Here is a 24,145-nt window from a genome sequence, read left to right on the forward strand (position 1 = left end):
ATGCATATAAAAAGCATTCTCATAAGCTACCTCTTTACTTTCATCGTTTTTTTAATGATAGACCTACTATGGCTTGGCATTATTGCTAAAAACCTCTATCAAAAATACCTTGGGAATTTATTATCTGATAAAGTAAATTGGACAGCAGCATTTATCTTTTACTTCATATATGTTGCTGGAATTTCAATTTTTGCAATTTATCCAGCAATTCAAAAAGGTTCTGCTTTTAACGCAATTTTGATGGGAGCATTATTTGGTCTTTTTACCTATGCTACTTATGACTTAACAAATTTGGCCACACTTAAGGACTGGCCAATAGCTATCGTTTTTATCGATATATTATGGGGAATAATTTTATCAGCAAGCGTTAGTTTATTAGGCTTTGTATGCTGTAAATGTATTAATTAATAATGAGCATGAGAAATATGGAAACACCCTTTGTTAACGGAAAACTCTTGTATTATGCTTTTATTGCAGGAGGAAATCAAATATTAAGAAATCAGGTCGAAATAAATAGAATAAATATTTTTCCGGTTAACGATAAAGATACCGGAACAAATCTCGCCTCGACCGTTCGTTCGGTTATCGACAATATAAAACCTCACAAATCATATAAAACAACAGTAGGTAACATTGCTGATGCAGCATTAATAGGAGCCCGAGGGAATTCAGGTGTTATTTTTGCACAGTTTCTCTATGGTTTAAATCGGGAAACTTTGAACAAGCCTATTATTACCTTAAGAGAATTTGTTGAAAGTGTAAAGAAATCGATACCCTATATGTACGAAGCCATTGCAAATCCTGTTGAAGGAACCATGTTAACGGTTATAAAGGAGTGGTCTGATTTTTTGGATAGTAAAAAGGATGCCATTTATGATTTTGCTAATGTTATAATTGATTCTTTCGAAGTTTTGGAAAAATCGTTGGCAGAAACGAATACAAAATTGAAGGCATTGAGCAAATCAGATTTTGTAGATGCAGGAGCAAAAGGTTTTGTATTGTTTATCGAAGGGGTTATCAGTTTTATTAAAAACAGAAACATTCGGAACTTGGTCGTTGATTCTTCTGAAAACGTTTCACTTGTTCATATTAATAAACTAACAGAAGAAGAAATTACCTACCGTTATTGTACCGAGGCCATCGTAAAAAATATAAAGCACAGCCAATCGGAACTTCAGAATTTTCTGAGTCATAATGGCGATTCTGTCGTTGTTGCTGGTTCGGAAAGTCTCTGTCGTATTCATGTCCATACCCATAAACCAGCCGAACTTTTTTATTATTTAAAAGAAATGGGAACCGTTACTTTCCAAAAAGTGGATGATATGGTTCGACAACAGGAAGTTATAAGTAAACGAAAATGGAATATTGCACTGGTAACCGATTCAACCTGTGATTTGTCGCAGGAATTAATTGATTATTATCAGATTAATGTGCTACCCATTAATTTGAACTTTGGCGATAGCCATTATTTGGATAAGCTTACAATTCAGCCCAGTCAGTTTTATAATATGCTGGAAACTGAAGCTGAATTTCCTCAAAGCTCGCAAATAAACGAACAAGCTTTTACAAATATATATTCGCATTTGGCTTCGCATTACGATGCTATAATTGCTGTGCATTTGAGTAGTGAGTTTAGTGGAACTTATTCGAATAGTGTGAAAGCAAGCAAACGCATTTCAAAAGAGTTTGGCAAACCGATTCATGTTATCGATTCCAAAAATTTGTCGGGAGCCTTAGGTTTACTTGTATTAAAAGCGGCTAAAAATATCGAATCCGGACAGTCTGTGGAATATATTACAAAGACCCTTAAGAAAGATGTAAACCAATCTAAAATATTTGTAAGTGTTCACGACTTGCAATCGATGATTAGGGGAGGGAGGGTCTCTAAGCCCAAAGGGATTATAGCTCGCACTTTAGGTTTAAATCCCGTTATTTCGATGGATGAAAATGGAAAGTCGCTATTGTTTGGAAAAACCTTTAGCCAGCAAGCCAGCTTGAAAAAAATATTTAGGCATATTAAAAAAATAGGTCGGGAAAAAGCTTTATGGAACTACATTATTTTGCACGCAAACAATACTGATGGCGCCCAACTTGTGGAGGTAAAAATGTTTGAGATTACAGGAAAATATCCGGTATCGGTTGTCAATATTTCTCCGGTTATTGGTATGCATGCCGGTAATGGTGCCCTCGCTGTTTCCTTACTATTTAATTCTTAATATTCTACGATAATGACCTTATTTCTACAAGCATCCTTAATTATTTTCGTCTTTGTAACTCTCTTATGGATTTGGAGTGTGTTTATAAAGAATGTAAGTATTATCGACATTTTTTGGGGCTTTGGCTTTGTGCTGGTTAATGCCTTTTATGTATTTAATTCGGGTGAACTAAATACCAGAAAGATATTGCTTTTAGTTTTAGTTAGTATATGGGGGCTAAGGCTTGCCTTTTATCTTGCCTGGAGAAATATAGGAAAAGGAGAAGATTTTAGATATCAGGAATTCCGAAAAAACTATGGTCCGAAACGTTACTGGTGGTTTAGTTTTTTCCAAACCTTTCTGCTGCAGGGAATCTTAATTATGATAGTGTCTTTACCACTTTTGGGTGTTCAATCCAGTATGACAAAGGGAGATCTTAATCTGTTGGATTATATCGGAATTGTGGTGTGGCTTATTGGTTTTGCCTTTGAAGCTGGAGGCGATTTTCAGTTGGCACGCTTTAAAAGTAATACAGCAAATAAAGGGAAAGTCTTAAATACAGGCTTTTGGAAATACACGCGCCATCCGAATTATTTTGGTGATTCAGCAGTGTGGTGGGCCTATGCCATTTTTAGTATAGCAGCTGGTAGCTATTGGCAAATTATTGGTTCTGTTATTATGACTTTACTGATAATTAAGATATCGGGAGTGGCTTTACTCGAAAAAACATTGAATACGACTAAGCCAGAATATGAGGAATATGTTCAAAAAACAAGTTCTTTTTTACCATGGTTTCCTAAAAAATAAAAACTAATGGACTTTGTTAGCAAAAATATATGGTTTATACTTTTTGTACTATGGGGGCTTCCTTTAGGCTATTACAGAAGTAAGTTCCGAAAAATAGTTTATCAAACCGATAGCTGGACGATAAATATCAAACCCGTTTTCCGGAAAGAAATTAGAGCGCTTTTTGGAAATATCTACCCAGATAATCTCAAATACAAAAAGTTTAGAAATTTCTATCTGTTTTATCTGCTTATTTATGTGTTGCTATTTATCGCTTATTTAATTTTTGATGCAAAAACCGAAAAGATGAAAAAAATAGATGTAGGAAGTCAAGTGCCACTATTTGAATTAAAAGATCAGAGAGGTGAACTGTTTAAGATTGGTGAGGTATTGGGTAAAAAAAATCTGGTGATTTATTTCTACCCTAAAGATGATAGTCCTGGGTGTACAAAAGAAGCCTGTTCGTTTCGTGATCAATTTGAGGTATTTGCCGATGCCGATGCCATCATTATTGGAATTAGTGCCCAATCAGAGGAAAGTCATTTTGAGTTTGCTGAAAAGTATCGCTTAAATTATACCCTATTAAGTGACACAGGTAATAAAGTGCGCAAATTATTTGGCGTTCCTTCCAGTTTTTTCGGCTTAATTCCTGGTAGAGTAACTTATGTCGTAAATAAGGAGGGAAAGATAGAGTACCTGTTTAATTCCCAAATTCAAGCCGAAAAACATGTTGATGAAGCTTTACGTATTCTTCAGGAATTAAGATGAATATAACGATACAACTTACTTTTATACTGTTAGGCTACCTATTGGGAGCAATCCCTTTTGGCTATATCTTAACCCGATACCATACGGGTGAAAATATTATGGAAAAGGGTAGTGGTAATGTGGGGTCAACCAATGTGAAAAGAATTGCAGGGAAAAAGATAGCAGTCTTGACTCAACTTTTAGATATGCTGAAAGGATTCTTACCAGTGGCTGTTTGCTTGCTTCTTACCAATAATGAAGAGATTGTTTCAGAGTTTTATATTTACTGTGTTGCATTAGCCTCCATTCTTGGTCACGATTTCAGTATCTTCTTAAAGTTCAAAGGCGGAAAGGGTGTTAACACAACTTTGGGAGCTTCGGTTTTAATTGCTCCATTTTCTGTCTTTATCTCAGGAGCCATTTATTTTATTGTGAAATGGCGATTTAAATATGTTTCGCTGGCATCTATTATTCTTAGTATAACACTACCCTTAACTGAATTGATCATTCACGGATTAAGCTCAACATTTTATTATTTGTTAGTTTGCACAATTCTGATTGTTTTCTTGCATCGAACGAATATAGGTCGCTTGTTAGATAGACGGGAGCTTTCACCTTAAAAAGAACTATTATGGCATTTTATCAATTTCAAAAGGAACAATTTATTAAAGCTTCCCTTGAGGATATTTGGGATTTTATAAGTTCGCCACAGAATTTAAAGAAAATTACGCCTCCCCATATGGGCTTTGATATTCGCACACCCAATTTACCCGACAAAATATATGAGGGTATGATTATTAGCTATACGGTTCGTCCTCTTTGGGGTATTCCCACAAACTGGGTAACAGAAATAACACACATAAGGGATAAATCGTATTTTGTAGATGAACAAAGGGTTGGCCCCTATAAGATATGGCACCATCAACACATTATTATGCCTAAAGGAGATGGTGTATTAATGAAAGATATTGTGAGTTATCAGCCACCATTGGGCTGGATAGGGAGTTTAGCTAACACTTTGTTTATTAAAGATAAATTGAACGAAATTTTTGATTTCAGGACCAAAGAACTTGAAAAGATATTTCCATCCTTAGAAACTGTTTAAAAGAAAAAAGCCGCTGAGTAGAAACTCAACGGCTTTTGTATATCAGAAAAAAAAATTCTTATTTACATGCTTCTTGCAAGGCTTTAACCGCACCTTCTAGTTGCTGATCGATTCCTTTATCAATCTTACCCGGCATATTTTTAATGATAACTTCAGGAACAGTTTGATTGTTTTCCATCCATTCCCCTTTTTTATTCTTAGCACTTACAGGAACCGATCCCCAAAGTACTTTCCCATTTTGCAACATTTCCCATCCTGCAAAACTACAAGTTCCAGGAACAGGCATACCAATCATTTTTCCAATTCCTAAATCTTGATATCCACATGCAAAACAAGAGCCATCGCTATATTGAGCCTCTCCAACAAGTGCAACACTTGGCTTAGTCCATCTGTAGTTAGGTTCAAAACCTAAAACTCTGTCTTCAACAGCATAATCAAGAAAACGTACACCAGTCAAAAACATTGATAAGTCACCAACAAGGTCACCACCACCATTAAAACGAGTATCTACAATCAATCCTTTTTTATCAAAATACTTACCCATCGCTTTTTCGTAGATGTCACGATATTTACCATCACTCATTCCAGGTAAATGCACATAACCTAGCTTGCCATTACTCAATTTCTCTACATCAGCCTCATTCATCTTAATCCAACGATCATACAATAAACCACTTTCTTTTCTTAATGAAATTGGTTTCATTGTAATGTCCTGAGATTTTTTAGTTGCAGGATCGTAAACATGTAGCAGTGTAATTTGACCTGCTTTACGATTTAAGTATTTCGCAAAATCAACATTGCTATCTATACTAACACCATCAATATGCTGAATAATCATTCCCTTAGAGACTTTCAGACTCTGCTTGTCCAAAGGACCACCTTTCATGATCTCATCAATCTTGATTCCTTCTCCTTTGTAAGAGTAGTCAATAAAGATTCCCAATGAAGCTGTTTTATCTCCGTTAGACATTCCACCATAGTAACGAGCTCCACAGTGAGATACATTCAATTCTCCTAACATCTCTGATAATAACTCAGAGAATTCAAAGTCGTTACCTACCGAACCTAACTTAGCTTGATAATTTACCTTAAGAGCATCCCAATCAACACCATGGTAATCCGAAATGTAAAACATCGATTTTACTCTCTTCCAAACATGATTGAACATTTGCTGACGTTCTGCAGTTACATCAAGTGTCATTTCTCCACTAATCGAAACAGGCTTAGTAGATTTCGCAGCCAAATCAACCTTAGACATACTTCCATCAGCTAAAAGGAAAAGATTTTTCATTTTCTTATCCCAAATTAAGCTTCCACTTTTGGCACCTAATTTAATTAGCATTTTGGTTGCCTTTGTTCTTAATTTAGTTGTCCAAAGGTTATATCCCTTTTCAAACTTAGCCAGATAATAAAGATCTTCTCCATCTTTTGAAAGTACAGCATCTGCTAATTTTGCAGAATGAATGGTCAATCGTTTTTTACGATCTTTCAATCCTTCCCAATCGAATGTAAGCGTGCTATCTTTTTTCACCTCATCCTTTTTAGCATCATCTTTCTTCTTCGATTTTTTCTTATCCTTATCAACTTTTTTCTCAGCCTCCTTTTTGGCTTTTTCTTTCGCTTCTTTTTCTTTCTTTTCGATTTCTTTTAACAAAGCGTAATCATCCTTGCTCATGTTAAATCGATCCCAAGAATCTTTGGTAAAGAACATGGTATAAACATCCATTTGGCGAGAACCACTGTTGGCATATGAACGCAATCCGTGACGATCACTAAACCACAACATTTGCTTGCCACCATTTACCCAAATAGGACTAGCATCACCATAACCACTTTCGGTAAGGTTGATCATTTCTTGCTTTCCATCCGCCGAAATTAGAACCACTTCGCTATTGGCTAGCACTGGAGAATACTCTACCAATAACCATTTGCTATCTGGACTCCAAGAAAAATACTGATCGCCATCTCCCATGTAGAATAGTTGATCACCATTCATAATGGTACGGATCTTTTTACTCTCAATATTATAAATCTTCAATGATCTTTTGTTCTCAATAAAAGCGATCTCTTTTCCATCAGGAGAAAATTTAGGCTGATAATTTTCATTCTCGTTGACAATTACTGGCTCTTCTTTCAACAAGGTTGAAGCATAAAAATATGGTTCTGTATCGCTTACTTTTTTACTCTGATAAATTCCCCATTTGGCATTTCTTTCACTTGCGTAAAGAATGCTCTTTCCATCAGGAGAAAAGCTAACAAAACGTTCCTCTGCAGGAGTTGTTGTAATTCGCTTTGTCATTTTCGCCTCTACAGAAGAAACAAAAACTTCTCCTCTAGCAGTATAAGCAATCTCTTTTCCGTCAGGAGAAACAGCCATTTCTTTCACATTTCCTCTTACCGAGATAATTTGCTCGTTGTTGTTTTTTCCTTCGGTGTTGATCTTTACATTTACCTTTTGCTGATTTCCATCAGTCATGGTAAACAACTCTCCATTATGAGTATAGCAAAGCGCTCCGTTGTTTGCCATACTTAAATAGCGAACCGGATGCATTTTGAAATCAGTTATCTGTTCCTTGTTAGCAGGATTATCCAATGCCAATTTATGAACATTAAAACATCCACTTTCTTCGCTTAAATAATAGATACTCTTTTCATCAGTACTGTAAACAGGATTTCTATCTTCACCATTAAAACTAGTGATCATCGTGTGTTTATTCGCCTTTTTATCGTATTTCCAGATATCACGCGTAATGGCAGAAGTGTGATGCTTACGAAATTCGTTTTCACCACCTTTTTTATCATGATAAATCATTTGATTACCATCCTTACTCACCTGAATATCTTCAGCAGGAATTGTCCAAATTTGATCAACACGTCCTCCATTGGCAGCAACCTGATACAACTCTGGTTGCGATCTTGTTGGGTATTGACGATGACTGGCTGCATCTAATCTTTGAGCTCCAAAAATCACATTCTTGTCATCATTGCTAAATGAATATGGATATTCATTAGTTGAATGGTAAGTTAAACGCTTGGCTGCTCCACCATTTGCATTAATCACAAAGATGTCGAAGTTTCCATATCGCTCCGATGCAAAAGCAATTTTGCTTCCATCGTGACTCCAAACTGGCATAAAATCGTGTGCTTTATGAAAGGTAAGTGGGCGCGCTTCGCCTCCTTTTGACGCTACCAAATATAGATCTCCCTTGTTGGCAAATACAATCTGTTCTCCATTCGGAGAAATTGCTGCATAACGTATCCATTCAGCATTACCGATAGCCGAAACGAATCCGCTCAATAATACAGCGAATAGTAAAATAAAAGTTCTTTTCATTAGTGTGTGTGTCTTGTTAAAAAATACAGACAATAGAGTGATTTGTTAAATTCTAGTGCCTGAGGATAAAATTAGATAAAAATTTAAACCTAATGTTTTAAAGGCACAATTAATCGGGCTTTCTTTGATGTGTTATTGAATTTTGGTGTGGAAATTCAGCTTATAAAGCTATAAAAATTTCAAGAAGTATAAGCACAAATGTAAAATAAGAATATCACGAAATACCTTTTTGGAAATTCGTTGGACAATACAAAAAGCTTTACCACAGAGAAAATAAACTGAACAATCCATTAAAAATAATCACCACAGAGAGCACTGAGCTACACAGAGAAAAAAAACACTAAGAAAATCAGAATCCGCAGGATTCAAATGTTTATAGGACGAATAATACAATATGAACATATGACCCCGATGGGGTCAAATATCCTCTTTCCCACCAAATGCTATAAACATCAAATCCCTCTGGGATTACCACAAAGGACAAAGAAAATAGTTAACCACCAAGGCAAACAAAGTACAGCACGAAGAACACAAAGGAAATTAATTGTATTGTCCAAACAAGCAAGTATGGAATGAGCAACGCAGGTGGGGAACCCATAGGTGAAAATGATGACAAAAAAGAAATTCTGTGGAGTGAGGAACGAACTACACTATTATTTCTTTTCATCATTGATCCGTAATGGGTCACCGAGAGCTCTCTCCTAGTCCCGAAATCTTTCGGGATTGTTTACTTTTCATCAATGTACCGAACAAAGTGAGATCATGAATGCCCGTGAAAATTATGAATGAATCAAAAGTAAAAGTCTGTCCAACTTGAGGACAAAATAAAAGGTATTACTGCAAAGCAATACATTCACCACAGAGGGCACTGAGGAACACAAAGAAAAAAAATTAACCACAAAGGAAAATGAAGTACATCACGAAGTAACTCAAAGGGAATAATTGCACGACCCATTAAAAACATTTACCACAGAGAGCACTGAGTTACACAGAGAAAAAAAACACGCTAAGAAAATCAGAATCCGCAGGATTCAAATGTTTATAGGACGAATAATGCAATATGAACATATGACCCCGCTGGGGTCAAATATCCTCTTTCCACCAAATGCTATAAACATCAAATCTCTCTGGGATTAGCAAAAATCACAGACAAATTTCTGACAATATTCTCTAATTGTACTTGGTTACAATTTCATCAATTTTAGATAGGTCTTTTTTGATCCACTCTGCTAGAAAGTATTTATTAGCTTCCTCCGTCATCTCCATAGCCAATTGTTTAATTCTGTCTATATTTTTTTGATTTGGAGTTTGTGTCTGCAATTTATCGTATGCAATTACTAACTCTTTTTTTGCACTAAATTGATCTAAGGGTGTTAGAATAGCATGCTTTAGCATCTCATCAATTGTGCTGATCACAGCTTCATAATCTTTAAAGTCATTTAGAATACTAATTTTAGTATCATACGCCGAATTATATTTGGGTCTGTTCTCAATATATTTATTAACAAACTCCAAGGCTTTATCTTTATTCCCAAGATTACTATAACAAACGGCAGTCAATCTATTTTTTTTGGCAGATTCAAGTGTCGAACTTTTTGCATATTCGATTAAAGCCCTATAATACTCATTATCACGTTTCTTTTTCCCACCAAAACTCTCTCGATGCCATTTGGAAAAAGCTAACTTGCTATTTAAATCTTTTAAAGCTTGGCTAGCTTTCGCTTCTTTAAAAACAGAAACCTTTTCACTTGCAATATCATATTCTAAGAACTGTCCTAATCCAGCTAATCTTTCAGCATATGAGAAATATATTTTATTGTTCGTGTTATCCATAATGCAGCTCTTAACAGTCATGTCATTATTTATGCCAATGTAATATGGATCATGCTCTAGGTGATAGTATTCAGTTGACGACACCATTTTGTAAGCTTTCTCAACTAAATTGTTATCGTTAATTTTCTGATTGAGTTCTTTCAATTTATCTTCTCTAGCGATATTCCAATCTTTGTGCTCACTAATAGAACTATATTCAAATCGTCCTTCATCAGATAATGAAAGATTGGTAACCGCTATCATATTGTCTTTCATGTCATTTTTAATCATCCTACCGCGTGACAATTCATAAACAGCTGCCAAATGATCTTTTTTACTCCCTACTGTAATGAACCAGCCATGAGTACTATAAGTTTTAAATAGTTCATCCACTTCAGATAATTCGTCGGCATTCTCCATTACCTGTCTTAATTTATAAGGCATTGGCATATCGATGCTGTAATCACTTCCTTTTTTCCCATCTGGAACGGAGCTATAATTGCTATTAATTGACATACTCAATCCTTTATGGTTCATACCTGTGTAGGCTGCAGGATAACTTACAAATGACAATATTGTGCTTGGTATTTTTCCTTTACGATGATAATTTACAATCAGTGGGTAATGAGTAAATATTTCAATATTTGGCCAATCTAAATTCCGGCCATGAATAATTCCCTCTTCATTTTTTAACACGAAAGAAGTACAACTGATATCGAAAAATAGTTGTGGAAAATAAGCCATTGTTTTTACTTCTCGAATATTCAAATCACAACCTGCTGCCATTCCCTCTAATTCTTCAATAAATTCCCTTGGCATCCTTTTCTCTATCTTTCTAATTTTAGATTTCAAAACTTTTTTAGCAATCCATTTTTTCAAAAAGAATTTCCCAACAAAAGAATCTATAATGCTATCAACTTTTACATCCAAATCAAGAATTTGATCGTTCATCAGAACTCCATATTGCAGCCCCATTTCAAACGACTCCCCTTTAACCGTTAAAAAAGGCACTCCTTCTTTTACAAACAAGCTTCCTTCATGAAAAGTTCTTACACCATTGTTCTCCTCATATTTATACTCTTGCGAAAAAACAAGTCCGGAATAAAAAACACAAATAAGAAGTAAGAGTAATTGCTTTATTTTCATGGCAGTTAAAATGATATTGAATGAATAGTAAAAAAACACAATAGCTAGTAAAAATCACATGTTTTCAAATCGATTTCATTGTAAATTTATAAGATTGAAAACATACATAATAAACCTAAGGTGTAAATGTACATAATTTTATCCCTGAAGACGAAAACCCAATGGTTTTATAATAGAATACAACAAAATCTCCCCTCTATTAAGCCGTATTTATCGATGCATGTACACAGGGCATTTCTATTTTTGTATTACAAAAGCTACACAATTAATAAAAAGAAGATATAATGAGTAAGAAGTTATTTATTGTTGCATTAGTACTGATGCTTGTAAGCAATCATAGCATTGGTCAGAAGAAATACAAAGCCGACTGGGAATCTCTAAAAACTTATGAGATACCACAATGGTATAAAGATGCTAAATTTGGAATTTTCATTCATTGGGGCCCAACAACAGTACCGGCAAACAATGCGGAATGGTACGGATTTCATATGTGGAACGAAGGTGAAGTTGATGCTCTTGGAAATCCAAGTAAAAAAGCTTCGAGTGCCTACAATTTCCACAAGGAAAACTTTGGTGACCCTGCCGAATATGGATACACCAAATTCATTCCAGAATTTAAAGCTGAAAATTTTGACCCAAAAGAATGGATTGACCTGTTTGTTGAAGCAGGAGCAAAATATGTTGTACCCGTAGGAGAACATTGCGATGGATTTGCCATGTACAATTCAAAAATTACACGATGGAACTCGGTAGAAATGGGACCAAAAAAAGATATTGTTGGTGAACTGTTCTCGGAAGCACGAAAACAAGGTTTAAAAGTGGGTACTTCTTCGCATTATGCTTACGGTTGGCACTGGTGGACTTACAAAGACAAATTCGAAACTACAAATCCTGAACTAAGAGATTTTTATTGGGATGCTCACGATCGTTGGGAACCTGCATCAAAAGAATGGGTGAAAAATTGGTACAACCGCACCATGGATATGATGACGCAATACCAACCTGATCTATTATGGTTCGACCTTGGATTTTGTGAGCCTGCTTATGAAGATGCCCGCAAAAAAATACTAGCCAATTACTACAATCAAGGTTTGAAAAACGATCAGGAAGTTGTATTGAACTACAAAAACATCCAATGGAAACCGGTACCTGATGGTGCTGCAGTATTGGATTTGGAAAGTGGAAAGCTTGACAGAATCCGTAAAGATGTTTGGCAAACGGACATGAGTTTAGGCGGCTGGCGTTGGGGATATTGTGAGCCTTATGAAATGCGAGATGCAAGTAATTATATACAAGACCTGATCGATATTGTAAGTAAAAATGGCGTTCTATTGCTAAATGTTGCTCCTAACAAACATGGCGTTATTCCTGATGACCAGAAAGCAATTTTAAGAGATATTGGGGGATGGTTAAAAGTAAATGGTGAAGGAATCTACGAAAGTGTACCGTTTACCGTTTTTGGACAAGGACCAACTAATGCCGAGATGCGCATTCATGCAAACATACACGAAAAAGGTTTTACTTCAGATGATTTCCGTTATACCCAAAACGAACAGAATATCTACGCTTTTTGGATGAAAGCAGACGATAGAAAAGTAATTTCCTTGGATGCATTTGGTTCTGAAAATCGAATCATTAATGATGCCATTAGCAAGGTAAGTCTGTTAGGATACGATTCCGAAATAAATTGGATTCAACAAAAAAATGAGTTGGTTATTCAACTACCTGCAAATTTTTCATCTAAAAACCCTCCTTGTTTTAAAATAGAACTGGAAGCAATGCCAAGTGATATTTTTAATACCAAAAAATAAGAATACGAGGAACTAAATTCCCAAAACAATGTAACTAATAAGCTCAGATTAAAAATCTGAGCTTATTTTGTTTTAAAATCTCAACTTTCTTTATGGGAAACTGAGATTACACGATCCATTAAAAGCATTCACCACAGAGAGCACCGAGGAAAACAGAGAAAAAAGATATAACCACCAAGAAAAACGAAGTACAGCACAAAGAGCACAAAGGGAATTATTACACGATCCATTAAAACAATCACCACAAAGGAACACCGAGCTACACAGAGAAAAAACACGCTAAGAAAATCAGAATCCGTAGGATTCAAATGTTTATAGAACCAATAATGTAATATGAACATATGACCCCGATGGGGTCAAATAACCTGATTTCTCTAAATCCTATAAACATGAAATCCCTCTGGGATTACCACAAAGGACAAAGATCATAGATAACCACCAAGGCAAACAAAGTCCATCACGAAGAACACAAAAAAATTAATTACACAATCCATTAAAAACAATCACCACAGAGGCACCGAGGGACACAGAGAAAAAACAAAGCTGCACTAAGATCCGCATTAGAAAAAAAACACGTTAAGAAAATCAGAATAATGGAGCGTTAAAAAAACTGGCATGTTTGAGGAACGTTAGACACGAATCCCGATTTTTCGGGACCAGCGAAGCTGGGTGGCTAAAAGGACGAGTTCCAGGTTTTAGCGAAATGATCTGATTTTTAGTGATTTTTTCTTCTGCGGTAGATTTTTGTTTACTTTTCATCAATGTACCGAACAAAGTGAGATCATGAATGCCCTTGAAAATTATGAATGAATCAAAAGTAAAAGTCCGTCCGACTTGAGGACAAAGCAAAAGGTATAAAACCAAGATGAATAATTGCGCTATTCCTTAAAAACAATCACCACCGAGAGCACTGAGGAACACAGAGAAAAAAGTTTAACCACAACGGAAAACGAAGGACAGCACGAAGTAACACAAAGAAAATTAACTGCACGATCCATTAAAAACATTTACCACATAGAGCACTGAGGAACACAGAGAAAAAAATAACCACCAAGGCAAACAAAGTCCATCACGAAGAACACAAAGGAATTAATTACACAATCCATTAAAAACAATCACCACAGAGAAGCACTGAGCTACACAGAGAAAAAAATAACCACCAAGAAAAACGAAGTCCATCACGAAGAACACAAAGCAAAAGGTATAAAACCAAGATGAATAATTGCGCTATTCCTTAAAAACAATCACCACCGAGAGCACTGAGGAACACAGAGAAAAAAGTTTAACCACAACGGAAAACGAAGGACAGCACGAAGTAACACAAAGAAAATTAACTGCACGATCCATTAAAAACATTTACCACATAGAGCACTGAGGAACACAGAGAAAAAAATAACCACCAAGGCAAACAAAGTCCATCACGAAGAACACAAAGGAATTAATTACACAATCCATTAAAAACAATCACCACAGAGAAGCACTGAGCTACACAGAGAAAAAAATAACCACCAAGAAAAACGAAGTCCATCACGAAGAACACAAAGCAAAAGGTATAAAACCAAGATGAATAATTGCGCTATTCCTTAAAAACAATCACCACCGAGAGCACTGAGTTACACAGTGAAAAAACACGCTAAGAAAATCAGAATCAGTAGGATTCAAATGTTTATAGAAACAATAATTTAGTATGAACATATGACCCCGATGGGGTCAAATAACCTGCTTTCTTCAAATCCTATAAACATGAAATCCCTCTGGGATTAATTCACTACCCAAAAGTGTTAGTGCGAAAATAAAATAAACCTACGATAGCTTTCAAAATCCCTATAAACACTAATCCGTATCAATACACGCCTTTTCCGTATCATGAGAAAAGGCTTCCGTATCATTAGAATTACTTTCCGTATCACATGTTGAGGCTTCCGCATCACTGGAAAGTCTTTCCGTATCATAAAAAACACCCTTCCGTATCACGGGGAAGTGCTTCCGTATCAATAAGGATATACTTCCAAATGATACGGAAAGCAATAATTAGCGTACGGATAAAATGATTGATGTAACGGAATACAATTCTAGGCGAACGGAACATTATCTACGGGTAACAAAAATACTATTGAACGATACGGATGAATCCACCTCACGTACAAGCATAAAAAATGGAACGCATTTCTGCCCTCCAAACTCTTATATTAATATAGGTGTGAATGTCTATTTACATTTGCTCTGCGGTAAGCAGATAAACGTTCTCTATTGTACTTGCTACTATATACTTTGCGTTTTTCATCATTATTTCGGAACACAAACTGGCCATAAGATCGAATTTCATCTACGAGTTCTTTGCACAAGGTGTAAGCCTTGTCTCTGGTCAACTTCAAATCATCTGCGAAATACATTCTGCCATTAATATCTCCTAACAAACTACCCATTTCGTCGGCCATTTGAGTAGCGGTATCCAATTCTGCCAAGTCAAAATTAATGGCTTGTAACAATTCTGCATTTTCCCTTCCCAAGACTGCTAAATTTGCCATATCTTGAATCATATCCGCCTTTGATTTCCCTTCCTTAATTCCATTCAACTTTCTTAGCAAAAATTCATTGCCTCTAAATGCAAATCCCATGTAATCAATCAATTTACTGCGAAGTTTATGCATTTCAGGAGCTTCATTTCGCCACCACTCTTCACGTTTCTGCTTTTCGGTTTTCTTGGTTTCCCAATTCGATTGTGCAGTTCGTAAAGCTCCGGTTAGCGATAGCAAACGATCCAACTTTAAAACATCAAAATTAACTTTTTGTAACAAAGGTAAATCGATACTTGCATGAGTATGCAATGCCTCTGCTTCGTTAATAAAAACCTTGTAGGGTATTCTGCAATATTGAATTTTTTCTTCAGCGACTGCTGTAATTTCTTCCAGATGATCTAGTAAGTTTTGTTGATCTGACATAATAATAAACTTAGACTATAAATATTCCCTCACCCCACTAATCTAACCCTCAAAATGATTTTAAATAACTGTCACAACCCCACAACCATTTTTTTAATAAGAATAACGAAACTAATCAATTATAGTTAAACAATAAAACTTTTCCTCACACAATTACAAGTAATAAAACAAAGACAACACATCTACTTACAAGAAGTTATTATACCTCATCCATAGCCTTTTCAGCTTCCACAACCAGTAGCACACCTAGAAATTAAACCAATGACAAACAAGTCTATCACACACAATTGACACGACAATACAAAACAGTCTAAAACCTACTATCTCGACTCTAAAAGGGTAAATAGTAATCCTTTTTATGATTTCTTGATTTGCTTGGGAAAGATTAGTACTTTCAATGGCTATTAAATATAAAAGGTGCACATTACCGCCCTATATGGGTCGAGTATTACACTTTTACTTGTGTCTAATTAAGGTCGACGAAAACTAAATTGCGAACAAATAAATGTAAAATGGATATTGATTTTAAACAATGGCAGTATTTTCAAAGTTTGGAAGATGATTTTATTAGAACTCTGCGGTTTGTTGAATTAGACTCTTCAAATTTAGAAACTCACTCTATTGAATTTTCAAAACTACTTTTACTAATTGGTGCAGAATTCGAATCAGTTTCAAAAGAGTTAATTAAAACAGTCGATCCTGAAATGAAAGTTGGAGATATTGCAGAAATTAAGGGTGGAATACTCACAAACTTTAAAAAAATCTGCAAGAATGAAGTTAGAATCAGCAATTATAAAATGACAATTTTTCCATTTGAAAATTGGGATAATGGCGGACAACTAGATTGGTGGAATTCTTATAACAACCTTAAGCATAATAGACTTAAAAATTTTGAAAATGCTAACCTAGGAATGACTCTAAATGCAATTGGAGGTTTATTGATTGTATTAGTTTATCTCTATAGGTATAGAAATGAATTCAAACATTTAATGACAAATAATGATTTTATGGCAACAGATGGAATGGGACAAAATTATGTTGTTCTGTCGAATAAAGACATTGCCGATAAGATAGATAATAACTAAACACAAGACAGTTATGAATAATACAAAATTACTATATAGCTCCAAATATCCATTTGTTGCATACTTGTGTTGTGTGTTGTTTTTCCTTGCCATATTTTATTTCTCTTATCACATAATTTTTGGAGAAATGCCAATTCTGAGTGGAATAGTGTATACCATAATTTCCTTATTGGGTATTGAGATAATGTTTTGCAGTCATTCTGGTAAGGTTGAACTTACCAACAATGCACTAACCGTAACCTACTTCTTCCCTTGGTATGAAAATACAACCTATAAATTCAGAAAGATTAAGAATATTGAAACTAGTAGTTTCTTAAAATACAGGCCTTATTCAATTGTATACTTTGAAGATGACAAAGATAATAAGTACTCCTTTAAAATAACTACAAATAATGGTTTCGGACAGGGTATTGAAAAGTTGGAAGATATTATCAAATCAAAATATGGGCTTTATTGAGGATTGAAAGATAAAAATCACGTGTGCACAATAAAAGTTAAATTGTCATGGGCACAGAAGACCAAAAAACTAAGAAAAACCAATAAACGCAAAAAAAGCAGACTAACAATATGAGACTGATTCAAATTATTTTAATAATATTCATTTTTACTTCTTGCACTACAAAAGGAAAAAAGAATAATTCCGAAACAAGGCAAGTGAGTCTACCAGAAAAAACAGCTATACCTGACACTCAGAAAATAGCAGATCATAAGCCTATAGAAGTTAAATCAAAAGAAAAAATTAGTCTTTATTTGAATGGCGTTTACGAGTATGTTTATCCAAATAACACTGATAACTTAAAGGAAAATCATTATTTAGCTTTTAAGAAAACAAAGAATATAACTGAAGGATGGTATTACGGAACATCAGATGAATTTGATAAAGCTAGAGAAGGTTATTTACCTGGTTTTTTTGTGTCTAAAATTCGGAATTTATCTACACGTGGAGATTCATTATTTTTTGAAATTACAACAGGATATAATAAGTGTTTTTCAAAGTCATTCCCTATAGGAATAATTGATAGCACAGAGATAATTCAGACTAATGAGAAATGGAATGATTTTGAGGCAGACCATGATTTAAAATATGCTGGAAAATTAGATGGTTTAGAAATTGAAATGTTTGTCGATGGTGAATTAAGAAAATATAGAAAGCGAAAAAATCGTTTTCATATTGGAATAGACAATTTTGATGAAAATAAATGCCTATCCGAACCATTGATTGCCTTAAGTGAAAACATAGAAAATTTAAACGATTCCATCATGTTTAATTTCTTAAATACCTTTAGTGTAATATGTGCAAATAATATAGAATTTAGCCAATGGAGTAATGAATTACTTTTTAAGGTGATGGATAAAGAACCAGCTTTATTTGTGAAAATATTATCTAATAATATTGAATTACTGGACACTTCTGCAATTTACAGAGAAATGAGAGCTCCACTGTATGATTTGATCGATGTTAATTCTATAAGTCAACAGATATCGATTCTTGAAATAGAAAATGATTTAAAAGAAGATCTAATGAAAAAACTAGCAGGCAAATAATTAATGAGCCCAAGAAACTAAGCAAAACCGTTAGGCAAATATTTAAAAAGAAAAAACAGCCCACCTAATGTTAAAAAGAATCAGCATTCAACTATTACTGAGCACTACTTTAATTTTTTCCGGTTTTGGATTGCAATTTTGTAAAAATTCATTCTTGACTAATTTTGGTTTCATAATATTATCGTTAGGTTTAATTGGTCTATTTATTTGCCCAATAATAAATCATATTAGAAAGCAGAACAACACAAAAGCATTAGGTTGGTATTTAATCATTTTTTCGGTTGTAAATATTATTCGCCATTTTGAAGACTGGTATATTTTGATGCATCTACAAGAATTTATTGAATCAGCCTATTTTAGAAGTCATTATATTTACGCTACTGGACTATTTATTTGGCTATTAGCATCAGCTTATGTTTGGACTGTTTCTATCAAGTTTGTTCGAGTGAATTATACACTAAGTGACATTTTCAAAAATAATAGGACGAAAATTTTATTAACCATTCTAATTATTCTTTTCGTTTTAGAAATTCCTATATTTAATTGGCATGGTGACTTTACAGGACAAATACATGGACATTCATTTTGGAATAATAATCATATACACTGATAAACAATTACTAACAAAAATAGAATTGTTATGGCCGTTGGTCCCAAAGTCCCCATATTGATCGTTGAGTTCAATTAGTCTCAACGTATCTGGACCAGCAAACCAATTAAACTTATCTTGATCAAAGTATAAATTATTAAGCACAAAGAATATGAAAAAAAAGAACTGGACAATCCGGCTGGGAATATTTCTGATTATTTTCTGTATCCCATTTTTTCTATTTATAGCTATTATGCCATTTCTCGAAATGGAAGCTAAAACCAAAATTACGCTCTCAACCATATCTTTAATAATTGGTGAAATCTTATTTTGGTCAGGTGGAATACTGGTTGGCAAAGAACTTTTTGGAAAATACAAATCTTACTTCAACCCTAAAAACTGGTTCAAAAAAGAAGATCAGGATAAGGAATAATACACCCGCTAGCAGGGGATTTAAGGAATAGAATGATGCTAAAGCAAAACTAGGAATATTTTAAATTCAGTTGGCTAAAGCCAAACTGCAATAGATAAAAAAACACAAAGCATTTACTGATGCAAGTAGAAAACAAGAATATTTATTACTCTTATTTTCAGTTATGCGCAATTAAAAAGACATTAACAATGAGATACTTCTTAATAGGAATTATTATTTGCATCACTTCAAGTTGCAAATGGTCTAATGCAGAATTAGGCAAAAATTATTTTTATTTAGACAAAGACGAAGCTATTGATGTTGGCTATCCTGGTGGTGCAATTATCTACAAATCATCTGAAAAATATTATTTCAAAAACATTATTATATCAGGTGATGTGCTTAAAGTAAATTCTGACAATGATTTCATCATTGTAAAGCAGAGACCCAAGAGCGAAACAGATAAGACATATTATTACATTATTGAAAAGAAGGGTGACATTGTTCATGGTCCTTTAAGTTCTGACTCTTTAAGCCTTATGAAAAAAATGTTTGAAGTAAAACTAGAATTATAACTACACAAAACAATTTAGCATCATCATAGTAATCCTATTAAAGATAATCAGAAATGAAATTAAACATTTTTCAATATTTGATTTTTACATTACTGATTTCAGCATGTGCAAACCAAGAAAAAGAATACGGCTATGTTGAAAAGGGAAAAGACAGTTTGCAAGTTTCACTCCAGATAAAAGACTTTAATAACTATGGTAATTTAGTTGATCGCATTCGCCAAATAACTTGTAACGATAGCATTCCTACAATTGTTATTAAAAATAATAATCTCGTACGAAACATACACCTTTCAGAAAATTGCGAACCTATAAAATTTGATCCTAGAGGCAAACACTATATTACTTTCGTTCAAGGAAAAGCCTATCACAATAAATGCTCAAAGGAAATCAGTTTAGATTCATTAAAAAGCATATTAATCAACGACTTCTCCTACTTTAGAACATCTAATAAATCAGAAGAACCTAATAGCTATTTGGTAATTATAGAATCAAAACGAAATGGAAATGTTAATGGAATTGAAAAATTCTTAAACGAACTAACTAATGAGTTTGATGAATTAAATACAAATCTAAACTTGAATATTTCATTTTGGGAAGTTGTTCCTCATATACCTCCTCCTCCTAAAATCTAAACTGTATTAAAATAATATGCAATTTCCTTAATTACAAAGGCGACTCATAATTCAAAACCACAAAATCGAGTATTTTAGCAGCCAAGCTAGCTGTGGTCATATCTCTATCGAGGGATGGATTTAATTCTGCAATATCGAAAGCAATTACCTTTTTCGTTGCGAACAAAAAACTCAGCAACTTAAACACAAAATAAGGCGTAAAACCCAGTGGAGATGGCGCACTTACACCTGGTGCATAAGCCGACGAAAAGCCATCCATATCTATTGTAATGTAAAGGTAATTATTGTTCGCAATGATTGGGGCCAACTTCTTTTTTAGGCTCTCCATTTCTATTGCCGATGATTCACAATCGTAATTAATCGAATAATTGATGTGCTCCCTTTCCGCGATATCAAACAGTTCTTTTGTGTTGGATTGTTGTTGAATACCGATCGCATAATAATCTACATTCTCGCCTTTTTCATGATATTCTGAAATGATCTGATTGAAAGGTGTTCCCGAATTACTCTTCCCCTCAACTGGACGAAGGTCGAAGTGCGCATCGAAATTAATGATGCCTACCCTCTGCTTTTTAGAATCCTTAATCGCATCACGAATTCCCATGTAATGTGCATAGGACATGTCGTGCCCTCCACCAATTCCAATAGGGAATATATTCTCTTTTACGAGATCAGAGATGGCATTGGCAAATAACTCCTGACTTGCTTCCATATCATCATCATTACAGATAATATTTCCTGCATCAATTACTCGTTTGGCTTCAAAATGGATGGGTAGCTTAGCCAAGCGATCGCGAACTGCTTTTGGGCCTTCATGAGCACCAATTCGACCTCGATTTCTTCGAACTCCCTCATCACAAACATAACCCAAAAGTGCTATATCAATCTTCTCTGCATTTTCTGGCTGGTTTTTTAAATCATCCCAGTTTACAAATTCAATTTGCTGATGCCAGTATTGGTTTCCCATGTCTGGATTTGATTTTCTACCTTCCCAATATCCTTTTTCTGCTGGACGATATTCAGCATTAATATCCATTTTATCCACAAATTCTAACTGTTTATTATGAAATGAGCCTGTCGAAAATTTTATTGTTATCCTAATCCCGAAAGCCATTGGGATGTCGTAGAATACTGAATATTCAGCTTTACGATATTTCTCCTTGTTCTAAAACCGAACGGGCTTTTACTTTTCTCCTTAGATGAGAAAAGTAAACAAAAGAATCAAGTCAATCGGATACTGTTCACCATTCCAAATCAACAAAATACCACGACTCGCGTCCGATTGACAAATCCCGCATGAAATTTCTTACTAAAAAAGCAATAAGATCGCTTTACAAATACATCTAAACCAATTGGGTATATATGAAATTGGTTCAGGAAATTCCTGAACCAATTCTATTTTCATTTATCGAATCTATTCCTTAAAAAAGGTCGTTCAGTAAGTTGTCTTCAACTAGGTTTGGAATGGTAACTTTCAAACTAGGTGTACGTTCCATCTCGCGCTTAATAGCGAACATAGCTTCATCGTTACGAGCCCATGAACGACGTGCAATACCATTATTTACATCGTAAAATAACATGCTTTTCAGGCGAGCATCAGCTTCTGGAGTTCCATCAAGTAACATTCCGAAACCTCCATTAGATACTTCACCCCAACCTACACCACCACCATTGTGGATTGATACCCAAGTCGCACCTCTAAAGCTATCTCCAATCACATTGTGAATAGACATATCAGCCGTAAACTTAGATCCGTCGTAAATATTTGATGTTTCTCTGTATGGCGAGTCAGTACCACTCACATCATGATGATCACGACCTAAAACAACTGGTCCAATTTTACCAGCAGCAATGGCGTTATTGAAAGCTTCAGCAATCTTAGAGCGTCCTTCAGCATCAGCATATAAAATACGTGCCTGAGAACCAACAACCATTTTATTTTGCTTTGCCTCTTTAATCCAAGTGATGTTATCTTGCATCTGCAATTGAATCTCTTCTGGAGAATTCTCCTTGATCTCCTGTAGAACTTGCATCGCAATCTCATCAGTCATATCCAAATCTTCTGCTCTACCCGATGCACAAACCCAACGGAATGGTCCGAAACCATAGTCGAAACACATAGGTCCTAAAATATCCTGAACGTATGATTTGTATCTGAAATCGATACCATTATCAGCCATAATATCAGCACCAGCACGAGAAGCTTCCAATAAGAAAGCATTTCCGTAATCGAAGAAATAAGTTCCTTTAGCTGTATGATTGTTTATAGATGCAGCCTGACGACGAAGTGAAGCCTGTACTTTTTCTTTGAATACTTCCGGCTCTTCACGAATCAAACGGTTGGCCTCATCAAATTCAACATCAACTGGATAGTAACCACCAGTCCATGGAATATGTAGCGAAGTTTGGTCAGAACCAACGTGAATAAAGATATTCTCTTTATCGAAACGTTCCCACACATCAACCACATTACCAATAAAGGCAATAGATACAACTTCTTTAGTTTCCTGAGCTTGTTTTACACGCTTAATTAGATCGTCCATATTGTCAATCAATACATCAACCCAACCTTGCTCATGACGCTTAGTAGCTGCCTTAGGGTTCACCTCTGCACCAATTGTGATACATCCGGCAATATTACCCGCTTTAGGTTGAGCACCACTCATACCACCTAAACCGGCAGTTAAGAAAATCTTTCCACCAGGAGTCTCTCCTTTTTTCAAGATTTTACGGAAAGCATTCATCACCGTAATTGTTGTTCCATGAACAATACCTTGTGGACCAATGTACATGAAAGAACCTGCAGTCATTTGCCCGTATTGTGAAACACCTAAAGCATTGAATTTCTCCCAATGATCAGGCTTCGAATAGTTAGGTATAACCAAACCATTTGTAACAATTACTCTAGGCGCACCTTTAGATGATGGAAAAAGCCCCATAGGATGACCTGAGTACATATGCAATGTTTGCTCATCAGTCATCGTCGCCAAATATTCCATAGTAAGTAGGTATTGCGCCCAGTTTTGGAACACAGCACCGTTACCTCCATAAGTAATCAACTCCTCTGGATGCTGAGCTACAGCAGGATCCAAGTTATTTTGCATCATCATCATGATACCTGCAGCTTGTTGAGATTTAGCAGGATAATCTTGAATTGGACGAGCGTAAATTTTATATTCAGGCTTGAATCGGTACATATATATACGACCAAAGTCTAATAACTCCTGTGCAAATTCAGCGGCAAGTTCTTTATGCCAAGGCTTTGGAAAATAACGCAAAGCATTACGAATAGCCAATTGCTTTTCCTCTACTGATAAAATATCCTTTCTCTTTGGTGCTCTATTAGCATCCTTTGGATAAGCCTTCTTTGCTGGTAATTCAGATGGAATTCCTTGCAAAATCTGTTCTTGAAATGTCATCTTCTAAGTC

The 24,145-nt window shown here is 35.0% G+C and carries 19 protein-coding genes; 14 read left to right on the top strand and 5 right to left on the bottom strand.

Annotated features, from left to right (window positions below):
- The 6 genes from L3049_RS20950 to L3049_RS20975 all read left to right on the top strand — a co-directional run bounded on the left by L3049_RS20950 (position 1) and on the right by L3049_RS20975 (position 4,833).
- Positions 1 to 408: a DUF2177 family protein gene (locus tag L3049_RS20950; RefSeq protein ID WP_275111794.1), complete on the top strand. Its 408-nt coding sequence runs from the start codon at positions 1 to 3 to the stop codon at positions 406 to 408.
- 8 nt (positions 409 to 416) lie between these two features.
- A complete protein-coding gene (locus L3049_RS20955) occupies positions 417 to 2,216 on the top strand; it encodes a DegV family protein (RefSeq protein ID WP_275111795.1) in 1,800 nt (599 codons plus the stop codon).
- Between the two features lie 12 nt (positions 2,217 to 2,228).
- On the top strand, positions 2,229 to 3,002 hold the full coding sequence (locus L3049_RS20960; RefSeq protein ID WP_275111796.1) for a DUF1295 domain-containing protein: 774 nt from the start codon (positions 2,229 to 2,231) through the stop codon (positions 3,000 to 3,002).
- A 285-nt stretch (positions 3,003 to 3,287) separates the two neighbouring features.
- Complete coding sequence (locus L3049_RS20965; RefSeq protein ID WP_275111797.1) at positions 3,288 to 3,749, top strand: peroxiredoxin; 462 nt, start codon at positions 3,288 to 3,290, stop codon at positions 3,747 to 3,749.
- On the top strand, positions 3,746 to 4,348 hold the full coding sequence (gene plsY / locus L3049_RS20970; RefSeq protein WP_275111798.1) for a glycerol-3-phosphate 1-O-acyltransferase PlsY: 603 nt from the start codon (positions 3,746 to 3,748) through the stop codon (positions 4,346 to 4,348). Before L3049_RS20965 ends, plsY begins: the two co-directional genes overlap by 4 nt.
- Before the next feature lie 11 nt (positions 4,349 to 4,359).
- Positions 4,360 to 4,833, top strand: coding sequence for an SRPBCC family protein (locus L3049_RS20975; RefSeq protein ID WP_275111799.1), 474 nt, complete (start codon positions 4,360 to 4,362; stop codon positions 4,831 to 4,833).
- A 58-nt stretch (positions 4,834 to 4,891) separates the two neighbouring features.
- Here the strand turns inward: L3049_RS20975 and L3049_RS20980 are convergent, their stop codons facing one another.
- Together L3049_RS20980 and L3049_RS20985 are read right to left on the bottom strand one after the other, a co-directional pair.
- Positions 4,892 to 8,167: a S41 family peptidase gene (locus tag L3049_RS20980; protein WP_275111800.1), complete on the bottom strand. Its 3,276-nt coding sequence runs from the start codon at positions 8,165 to 8,167 to the stop codon at positions 4,892 to 4,894.
- Between the two features lie 1,170 nt (positions 8,168 to 9,337).
- Positions 9,338 to 11,125, bottom strand: coding sequence for a C45 family peptidase (locus L3049_RS20985; protein WP_275111801.1), 1,788 nt, complete (start codon positions 11,123 to 11,125; stop codon positions 9,338 to 9,340).
- Between the two features lie 284 nt (positions 11,126 to 11,409).
- On the opposite strand from L3049_RS20985, the gene L3049_RS20990 reads away from it, so the two are divergent.
- Positions 11,410 to 12,936: an alpha-L-fucosidase gene (locus L3049_RS20990; RefSeq protein WP_275111802.1), complete on the top strand. Its 1,527-nt coding sequence runs from the start codon at positions 11,410 to 11,412 to the stop codon at positions 12,934 to 12,936.
- 2,189 nt (positions 12,937 to 15,125) lie between these two features.
- On the opposite strand, the gene L3049_RS20995 is transcribed toward L3049_RS20990, so the two are convergent.
- On the bottom strand, positions 15,126 to 15,878 hold the full coding sequence (locus L3049_RS20995) for a hypothetical protein (RefSeq protein WP_275111803.1): 753 nt from the start codon (positions 15,876 to 15,878) through the stop codon (positions 15,126 to 15,128).
- Between the two features lie 512 nt (positions 15,879 to 16,390).
- On the opposite strand from L3049_RS20995, the gene L3049_RS21000 reads away from it, so the two are divergent.
- The 7 genes from L3049_RS21000 to L3049_RS21030 all read left to right on the top strand — a co-directional run bounded on the left by L3049_RS21000 (position 16,391) and on the right by L3049_RS21030 (position 20,716).
- The gene (locus L3049_RS21000; RefSeq protein ID WP_275111804.1) at positions 16,391 to 16,963 is read left to right on the top strand and encodes a hypothetical protein; all 573 of its coding nucleotides are present in this window, start codon (positions 16,391 to 16,393) and stop codon (positions 16,961 to 16,963) included.
- 13 nt (positions 16,964 to 16,976) lie between these two features.
- Complete coding sequence (locus tag L3049_RS21005) at positions 16,977 to 17,420, top strand: hypothetical protein (RefSeq protein ID WP_275111805.1); 444 nt, start codon at positions 16,977 to 16,979, stop codon at positions 17,418 to 17,420.
- A gap of 110 nt (positions 17,421 to 17,530) precedes the next feature.
- Positions 17,531 to 18,508 (top strand): hypothetical protein, encoded by a 978-nt coding sequence (locus L3049_RS21010; protein ID WP_275111806.1) that lies wholly within the window; start codon positions 17,531 to 17,533, stop codon positions 18,506 to 18,508.
- A 67-nt stretch (positions 18,509 to 18,575) separates the two neighbouring features.
- Positions 18,576 to 19,118 (top strand): hypothetical protein, encoded by a 543-nt coding sequence (locus L3049_RS21015; protein ID WP_275111807.1) that lies wholly within the window; start codon positions 18,576 to 18,578, stop codon positions 19,116 to 19,118.
- Between the two features lie 151 nt (positions 19,119 to 19,269).
- Positions 19,270 to 19,530 (top strand): transporter suffix domain-containing protein, encoded by a 261-nt coding sequence (locus L3049_RS21020; RefSeq protein ID WP_275111808.1) that lies wholly within the window; start codon positions 19,270 to 19,272, stop codon positions 19,528 to 19,530.
- A 188-nt stretch (positions 19,531 to 19,718) separates the two neighbouring features.
- A complete protein-coding gene (locus L3049_RS21025; RefSeq protein WP_275111809.1) occupies positions 19,719 to 20,084 on the top strand; it encodes a hypothetical protein in 366 nt (121 codons plus the stop codon).
- A 53-nt stretch (positions 20,085 to 20,137) separates the two neighbouring features.
- Positions 20,138 to 20,716 (top strand): hypothetical protein, encoded by a 579-nt coding sequence (locus L3049_RS21030; protein ID WP_275111810.1) that lies wholly within the window; start codon positions 20,138 to 20,140, stop codon positions 20,714 to 20,716.
- 31 nt (positions 20,717 to 20,747) lie between these two features.
- On the opposite strand, the gene hutG is transcribed toward L3049_RS21030, so the two are convergent.
- Positions 20,748 to 21,752, bottom strand: a complete 1,005-nt coding sequence (hutG, locus tag L3049_RS21035) for a formimidoylglutamase (RefSeq protein WP_275111844.1) — start codon at positions 21,750 to 21,752, stop codon at positions 20,748 to 20,750.
- 385 nt (positions 21,753 to 22,137) lie between these two features.
- Positions 22,138 to 24,135 (bottom strand): urocanate hydratase, encoded by a 1,998-nt coding sequence (locus L3049_RS21040; RefSeq protein ID WP_275111811.1) that lies wholly within the window; start codon positions 24,133 to 24,135, stop codon positions 22,138 to 22,140.
- Between the last annotated feature and the right edge of the window lie 10 nt (positions 24,136 to 24,145).

Source organism: Labilibaculum sp. DW002 (assembly GCF_029029525.1).
GTDB classification, from domain to species: Bacteria; Bacteroidota; Bacteroidia; order Bacteroidales; family Marinifilaceae; genus Paralabilibaculum; species Paralabilibaculum antarcticum.

Excerpts from the sequence above, each read along its gene's own strand:
- L3049_RS20950 (WP_275111794.1), top strand. The coding sequence starts at position 1 with ATGCATATAAAAAGCATTCTCATAAGCTACCTCTTTACTTTCATCGTT.
- L3049_RS20955 (WP_275111795.1), top strand. The coding sequence starts at position 417 with ATGAGAAATATGGAAACACCCTTTGTTAACGGAAAACTCTTGTATTAT.
- L3049_RS20960 (WP_275111796.1), top strand. The coding sequence starts at position 2,229 with ATGACCTTATTTCTACAAGCATCCTTAATTATTTTCGTCTTTGTAACT.
- L3049_RS20965 (WP_275111797.1), top strand. The coding sequence starts at position 3,288 with ATGAAAAAAATAGATGTAGGAAGTCAAGTGCCACTATTTGAATTAAAA.
- plsY (WP_275111798.1), top strand. The coding sequence starts at position 3,746 with ATGAATATAACGATACAACTTACTTTTATACTGTTAGGCTACCTATTG.
- L3049_RS20975 (WP_275111799.1), top strand. The coding sequence starts at position 4,360 with ATGGCATTTTATCAATTTCAAAAGGAACAATTTATTAAAGCTTCCCTT.
- L3049_RS20980 (WP_275111800.1), bottom strand. The coding sequence starts at position 8,167 with ATGAAAAGAACTTTTATTTTACTATTCGCTGTATTATTGAGCGGATTC.
- L3049_RS20985 (WP_275111801.1), bottom strand. The coding sequence starts at position 11,125 with ATGAAAATAAAGCAATTACTCTTACTTCTTATTTGTGTTTTTTATTCC.
- L3049_RS20990 (WP_275111802.1), top strand. The coding sequence starts at position 11,410 with ATGAGTAAGAAGTTATTTATTGTTGCATTAGTACTGATGCTTGTAAGC.
- L3049_RS20995 (WP_275111803.1), bottom strand. The coding sequence starts at position 15,878 with ATGTCAGATCAACAAAACTTACTAGATCATCTGGAAGAAATTACAGCA.
- L3049_RS21000 (WP_275111804.1), top strand. The coding sequence starts at position 16,391 with ATGGATATTGATTTTAAACAATGGCAGTATTTTCAAAGTTTGGAAGAT.
- L3049_RS21005 (WP_275111805.1), top strand. The coding sequence starts at position 16,977 with ATGAATAATACAAAATTACTATATAGCTCCAAATATCCATTTGTTGCA.
- L3049_RS21010 (WP_275111806.1), top strand. The coding sequence starts at position 17,531 with ATGAGACTGATTCAAATTATTTTAATAATATTCATTTTTACTTCTTGC.
- L3049_RS21015 (WP_275111807.1), top strand. The coding sequence starts at position 18,576 with ATGTTAAAAAGAATCAGCATTCAACTATTACTGAGCACTACTTTAATT.
- L3049_RS21020 (WP_275111808.1), top strand. The coding sequence starts at position 19,270 with ATGAAAAAAAAGAACTGGACAATCCGGCTGGGAATATTTCTGATTATT.
- L3049_RS21025 (WP_275111809.1), top strand. The coding sequence starts at position 19,719 with ATGAGATACTTCTTAATAGGAATTATTATTTGCATCACTTCAAGTTGC.
- L3049_RS21030 (WP_275111810.1), top strand. The coding sequence starts at position 20,138 with ATGAAATTAAACATTTTTCAATATTTGATTTTTACATTACTGATTTCA.
- hutG (WP_275111844.1), bottom strand. The coding sequence starts at position 21,752 with ATGGATATTAATGCTGAATATCGTCCAGCAGAAAAAGGATATTGGGAA.
- L3049_RS21040 (WP_275111811.1), bottom strand. The coding sequence starts at position 24,135 with ATGACATTTCAAGAACAGATTTTGCAAGGAATTCCATCTGAATTACCA.